The sequence below is a fragment of the Paenibacillus sp. 1-18 genome, from assembly GCF_000520755.1.
Taxonomy (GTDB): domain Bacteria; phylum Bacillota; class Bacilli; order Paenibacillales; family Paenibacillaceae; genus Paenibacillus; species Paenibacillus brasilensis.
The window spans coordinates 1-6,210 of the sequence record NZ_ASSB01000240.1 but is presented as its reverse complement, the minus strand read 5'-3'; the positions used below and the strand labels follow the sequence as shown (position 1 = coordinate 6,210).

At 45.9% G+C, this 6,210-nt stretch carries 6 protein-coding genes and 2 pseudogenes; all 8 read right to left on the bottom strand.

Features of this window, described 5'->3' with window-relative positions; translation table 11 throughout:
- Window positions 1–404, bottom strand: a pseudogene (locus L693_RS28160) (phage tail protein); the annotation flags it as partial.
- Between the two features lie 11 nt (window positions 405–415).
- The gene (locus tag L693_RS0114930) at window positions 416–1,045 is read right to left on the bottom strand and encodes a phage distal tail protein (protein ID WP_025717937.1); all 630 of its coding nucleotides are present in this window, start codon (window positions 1,043–1,045) and stop codon (window positions 416–418) included.
- A 32-nt stretch (window positions 1,046–1,077) separates the two neighbouring features.
- The gene (locus L693_RS28155) at window positions 1,078–1,218 is read right to left on the bottom strand and encodes an XkdX family protein (protein ID WP_049825172.1); all 141 of its coding nucleotides are present in this window, start codon (window positions 1,216–1,218) and stop codon (window positions 1,078–1,080) included.
- Entirely contained in the window at window positions 1,215–1,676 is a 462-nt protein-coding gene (locus tag L693_RS30635; RefSeq protein ID WP_025717936.1) for a hypothetical protein, read from the bottom strand. The genes L693_RS28155 and L693_RS30635 overlap by 4 nt, the downstream gene beginning before the upstream one ends.
- Before the next feature lie 13 nt (window positions 1,677–1,689).
- Window positions 1,690–4,026, bottom strand: coding sequence for a hypothetical protein (locus L693_RS31480; RefSeq protein WP_025717935.1), 2,337 nt, complete (start codon window positions 4,024–4,026; stop codon window positions 1,690–1,692).
- 14 nt (window positions 4,027–4,040) lie between these two features.
- Window positions 4,041–4,451 (bottom strand): phage tail fiber protein, encoded by a 411-nt coding sequence (locus L693_RS0114910; protein WP_025717934.1) that lies wholly within the window; start codon window positions 4,449–4,451, stop codon window positions 4,041–4,043.
- A gap of 12 nt (window positions 4,452–4,463) precedes the next feature.
- On the bottom strand, window positions 4,464–5,018 hold the full coding sequence (locus tag L693_RS0114905; RefSeq protein WP_025717933.1) for a phage tail domain-containing protein: 555 nt from the start codon (window positions 5,016–5,018) through the stop codon (window positions 4,464–4,466).
- A pseudogene (locus tag L693_RS28150) lies at window positions 5,018–6,210 on the bottom strand (transglycosylase); the annotation flags it as partial. The pseudogene L693_RS28150 and the gene L693_RS0114905, both read right to left, overlap by 1 nt.

The following is a 6,210-nucleotide window of genomic DNA, read 5'->3' as shown; positions in this document are numbered from 1 at the left end:
AATGTGTCGTGAATAACAAACTTAAACCGTCCGCCTGTAGCAGCTGTAATCAGGTCTGTAAGCTGGTTGATATGGATACCGTAGGCTTCTGCGATATAAGAAGCGTACGGAAACTTGTAATCGTTGAGTTTAAACATGATGTGATTACAATAAATATTCGCCGTCAGTTTTCGGCCTTCCCTTGAACGGCTCCGAGACTGAATTACATAAAATTGGCCACGCTCATCTCGAACGTGGCCCTTAATTGCTATTTTTTCACGGTAATCATCGCTAGTCATTGGAACCATAAATGTTAGTTCATAATCGCTGTTTATCCTGCGCCGCCGCTGAATGTCATAAGAGTCCACCAGCGTACCGACACGCCGCATGTTCTTATCAAAGACTTGCATAGTTGGAGTAGGCATAGTTCACCTCACTAATATAAGAATTTATCCCGGTGTGTAATACGGAACAGGACCGTTCTACCTGTCTCCGGGTCTGTCCAGGTAAGATTGTTATTGCCAAGGTTCAAGTCAAAGAAATCACCATTATACAAGTGAGAAACGTTTTGCCCATTGCGAGTAATCTTGAACTTACCTGAGTCAATCACAATAACCTCTCCGGGCCGAAAAACATCCGTGAACTCAATGTAGTCGGTATGGAATTTCGACAGTTCCGCCGATATCCTTCCTTCCCCAGACATGGGTACTGCTTGCATCGGAATTTCTCGAACGTATTCTGCGTTAGTTATGCGTCCCTCGCCAGACATAGGAATGGCTTCCAAGGCATACTCACGGACAAAATCAGCCTGCGCCTGACCTTCACCGTACAACTCCGCAGCGGCAGTCATATCCAAAACAAATTCCAAAATGTATTCCGTTACGGTACCAGGTTCATCCACATTAAACGACATAAGATTGAACGAATTGTCGCTCTCATATCCATCCGTCTCCAGCTTCCGCGAATACATTTGCCCGGAACCAGAAAGAGATGCAGAAAGGTCAATAATGTTCCCTTCTACATCTCCTGTATTAAATCCAAGACTATTAAATCCACCATTGAACATAGCGTCCTCCTATCGGCTAAGGAAAATTTTCCTTACTGGAAGTCCACGCCTGTTATTTCTTTATACTCTTCCGGGCTGATCTCCCCGAAAGGATTGTCCTCCGTTTTGACTGCACCTTTCAACTTTTCTACGGTTACCCAGTTCAATTTAAAAGCAAGGCTCCGGAAATTCATGATTGATTAGCTCCCTTCAAGTCAATAATTTCAAGTTTAGCTGCCGCTAGTTCTGCTCCCATGCTGGCTAAAAGTTGGGTTTGCTGCATGATCTGAATCTTCATCTCCGCAAGCTGCTGGCCTACAATCTCCGATGCATCCTGAACTTGATCCGTAGGTTTGGTCAACTCCGCTATCTCTTCAACTGTAAGACCCTCTTCCCATGACAAGGTTTCCAAGTTAAAGCGAAACCCCTTATGCTCTGTCACATATGCGCAGAATCCTTCTGGAAATGGCACCCCAACGATGTATCCGGCTATTACTGGTTCCTGTGGTACGTCCGCAGCGACCTGCTCGGTTTTCTCAGAATCTTGTTCTGAGTTGTCCGAATAAAAAGGGACCACACCACTAAAGGTATCGTCCACATGCGCGACATCAAAATAAAAGCCATCAGTATTTACTTTAGGCACTGCTTTCACGTTCATCCCTCCTTTATTGTTCTGCCAAAAACTCAATTCCGTCGATTATCACATAATCATTACCTGCATTACCCGCTATTTGTACACTCCCATTAGGTGATACCGATACAAAACTTGTTATTAAGGTTGAACTACTGTTATAAGTAATGATTGGAAAACGGTATATACTATCAGGTCTATAACCTGCCGGTAGCCTAAACACCTCTGTGTTTACAACACCTGATTTTATAACCCCCCGCAAACGAACTATTGAAGAGTCATCTTTGAAATATGATGTGAGATGATCTCCTGTATTCCCCCTATTTATCCAACCGTTAGATAGCGCCGTCAGCATAATCCATGCCGGGCTATCCTTCTCTGCCTTCTTATTCTCCAGTACTGACACACGTGTCGTGTTCTGCTGTACGGTGTCTACCAAGTCCAACAGCAGCGATTTTTCGTTGGCTGCATACGAGCCTGTGAACGGGACAACAGGCGAAGTTATAAAGGCTAGGTACGATAAGGTATAAACGGCGTTAGCATCATAGGCTGCGCCTGGTAACTGTGCCATAGCACCAGCAGGGGTTGTAGTGTTAGGGTACAGTATCCAGTTGTCACGCTGCGAATTTCGGTAAATGCCAATGAATCTATCAATGCGATATGCCGTTAGCGATGCTTGATACTCACCCGGGCTACCATTGTTGAGGTTCCAGCGCTTCGTATCTGCCTCTTGGTAGAGTTTGGCCTTTTCACGAATCACTAACCCTGTGCCTACTTCAACTTGATTATCTCCCTCATTAAAAGTAAGCTGCCCCTCAGACACGATAGGCTCTACTGTAGGCGTTGCAAGTTGGTACACGAGTTTATAAGGTGTATACTCCGGTGCCTGTGCTGTCGGTAACGTTCCAGTTCCGTCAACAAATGCGCCATCCGATAGTCTACGTCGGACCCATCCTTTAGATTGTCCATCTGTACGATTATACGGGGCTGTGGTATTCCCTGCGCTGGTATCGTACATCTTCCAACCCATAAAGTATGCCTTGATGTCGTCCGATGACGGTGTGTAACTGTCTCCCCATCCACTGTCTGCGACCCCGACTGTAATAACAATAGCGTTGTCAATCGGGTAGATACCATTATGCTGATCTCCAGCACTGCCTACAGCACTACCTTTATTCTCAAGTATCTTCCCATCAAATTTTGACACAAGGGCATTCCGCAACGTTGAGGCGCCTGCGACCCCTGTATACTGAAATAGTTGTACTGCCTTGAAACCTGTACCAGATACAGTCGCATTCAGCGTCCACGGCAGATTTCCGTCCAACGTCACCCCGCGCCATTTCTTAGACTTGAAGTATTGCCCATCTCGCTCGAACACAGTATCCTCATTCGCCCCTGTAATCGGATCGGCGTACAGATCCGTTTGCAATGCCAACATAGAATCCTCGCGCGGTTTGAATGGCTTGGCTGTGCTGCCGATGTTAATAGAAACATCACGGAATACTGCCGTACCTGTTGTGGCGATATCAAGCCCTACGACAACTCTTAAATATGATGTGTTGGCTGGCGTTGTAAAGGTCTTAACCATCGTTTTTGTCCCGTTGGATGTTACGAACGGTCCAGTTGTTAAGTCTGCCAACACTTCACCATTCTTCCCAATAGCTTGCAGGTTCCAGTACGCCCCCGCTCCAACGGTCCCACCTATGTTAGACACATCAACCGTGACCGATAATGTATAGTCTGTCGCTGGTACCGCATTGACGTTATACGCCTGAGTATTAAACCCTGATAGCCCCGCCGATTTATCTAGCCTTACCTGATTAGGACCTGTAATCGTTGCTGTGCCTGCCTGTGTAGTGGCAGACCACTCATAAAAACTCGGCAACAAATTTTCTCCATACCGAATTACATAAGGGTTACGAACACCGAATAAGCCTTTTTGACCTTCATAGTCGATTACCGTTTTACCTGTTAGTCCAGTTAAACTAAATACAGCCTGGCGGTCAGCTTTAGCAATCTGAACACCCGGTTGTAAAGTAACTGTTTTACGGACTTCTATACTGGATTCTTCGTACAGAGCTTGAATGTTATTTATCGCAGCTCTCCAATCTGCCGCCGTAAAATTACGGGCAACCCGTGTGCCAGCAGGCCAGGCCCTCGCCACGCCCTCAAATCCACGTACACACCCTTTAAGGACGTTATCCTCTACAGTTGTATACGTAATCGTTTCCGCTACATCCCCGTTGCCCAAAACAGCAATACCATCCCCCTGAAGTAGCACAGACGCATTAGCCACGGTAATTTCTGTTTGCGTGTCTGTGATCAGTTCCGCAAGCTCAGTTTTTGGGCTGTTTACAACTGGTGGATACATTTTTTCCAAGCTCCTCACCCCTCGTTAACTTTAAGTTGTCCGGCTAAAAACCGCAGCGTATCATTTGTTTCCGCTGTGCGCGGCGTGGTGATAGCCCCATAATAGATCAGGTTGCCACCTGTTGCAGCGTCCCTTATGCCGACATGAGTGATTAACCCCCATTTGGCCGACGCAATGGGAAAAACCACGTCGGATATGCTGGCTACAACTGCCCACCGATCCGCTATAACTGGTTCAGAAAACGTCACAGCACGGCGCGCATAGCCCCCTCCGCTTACCTCCTGTCCTGTGTCTGCATCTGTTGGGCTACTGGTGTACAAGGCGATGTATAGCGTCTGAGGGGATGCAAAGTTAATCCCGCGCAAGGCTGCATTAATACAGGCTGTTTTCCACCAGTTGCTTTTGCTCAAAATTATGTCTGCCACTATAAAGACCTCCTATTCTACTTGATACTCATTTGCGATACGGAAATTCCGTATGTCGTTATTACCGATGTTAGTCAGGACGATAATAGGACTGGCTCTTTCATCTCCTGTAGAAATGACCGACACTGTTTGTGGAGATTGAGTAATGATAACTTCTTTGATATTCTCATCGCTTTCTGGAAACGGATGCTCACCCATCTTAATCGGGATAGTCAGTTCTCCATCCCAAAGTATTTTTTCGATATCTAATGTTCCAGCATAGCGCCCGATATATCGCCTTCCTGGTAAGTCCGAAAACGTGAATACAATATCCCCTTTTTTTGCATTAAAAAGAGCCGCCACTTGGGCGACTCTCCTATGGTAATCGAGGGTTGTATCATCTGCCATTACGACACATTCAAGGTTAATTGTCCTAGCTCCGTAAGTGCTGCCAAAATCCAATTCCCCATCACGCTCAGCTATTTCCAGAGAATGATCTTTCGTAGGCGGTAGCACGGGTATATTGTGCTTTTTCAACCCCAAACCAATGGATTTAAAAGACTTACCATCTGCCGTAGCGTCGATCATTAAGACTTACCTCCCCTCGCTTGTAACCTCCGTACCAGGTTATCTCGTTCGGTCCAAAACACCTTTGCTGCGGATTCGTCTTCAATATAAGTATCGCCTGATTTTATTACGAACTGATTGCTGATTTGCTGCGGATTTGAACCGCCCGAAGCCATTGGCATGGAGAAGTCTGGCATGGAGAAATTAAGTTTCGGCATCTTAAAATTGATAATTTTCCACAAGTTGCTCTGTTGTTGACCATTCAAATACATTTCCCCTTCTCGGGCAATGACGGGTACCTCTGCTCCCTTCTGGCCTTGAACGATCCCGCCTGAATGGAATTTTTGAAGTTTCCCTGTATCCTTCTTAATGCCATGCTTATTCCGCAGAGCAGCATTTTCCTCGTGCAGTTTAGCCTTCTCGGCAGCACCTGCCGAATACCATTTATCAATATTAGAATTGTATCTCGCCAAATCGCTGTCCTTTTCTGATATTGAGGAACCTGTATCAAAGGATGCAGACAATGAGGTGGCATTGATTTCAGCCATTTTAGCCTGATAGTCAGCAATAAACTGATCCAACTGACGCAAAATCTCCGCGTTCTTCTCGGTTTCTTTTGAGATTTGGGTATTTTTCAAATCTTCAGCTTTGGATTCAACTCCGTCTGAATATTCATCGTATTTCTCAGCAAGCTGATCATAATGCTGCTTGGCAGCTTCAATCTGGTCATTGTAATCCTTTTCTCGCTCAGTCTTCTCATCTTGAAGCTTTTTCTTTTGATCCTCCAAGCCGCGCTTCGCCAGCGTCCGGTTATGTTCCCGTTGCATATCCTCAATATCTTTTTCAGTCTGCTTACGTTCGGCAATACCTTCAGGGCCGACAGCAGATTGTAGCAGGGCAAGACGCGCTTGCTTCTCCGACATAGCACGATCATAGTCCTCGTCTTCATTAGCTGTCTGCATCTTGGCTAACAAGTCGTCTATGGCCTTAATCTTAGCGTCCTGAGCCTCAATAAAAGCATCCCGTTCTGCCTCAATACGCTTTACTTCCTCATCCCGAGTCTTTTCAAGTGCCTCCTTCTCCTTTTTAGCAGCTTCGGCAGCAACCTTCTTTTGATCCTCCATTAGCTGCTTCTTCAAGTCATGAACCTGAATATCTATTTCCATTCGCTGTTCAGATCCCTCTTTATAAAGTGCCTGCATTTTTGTCCAGG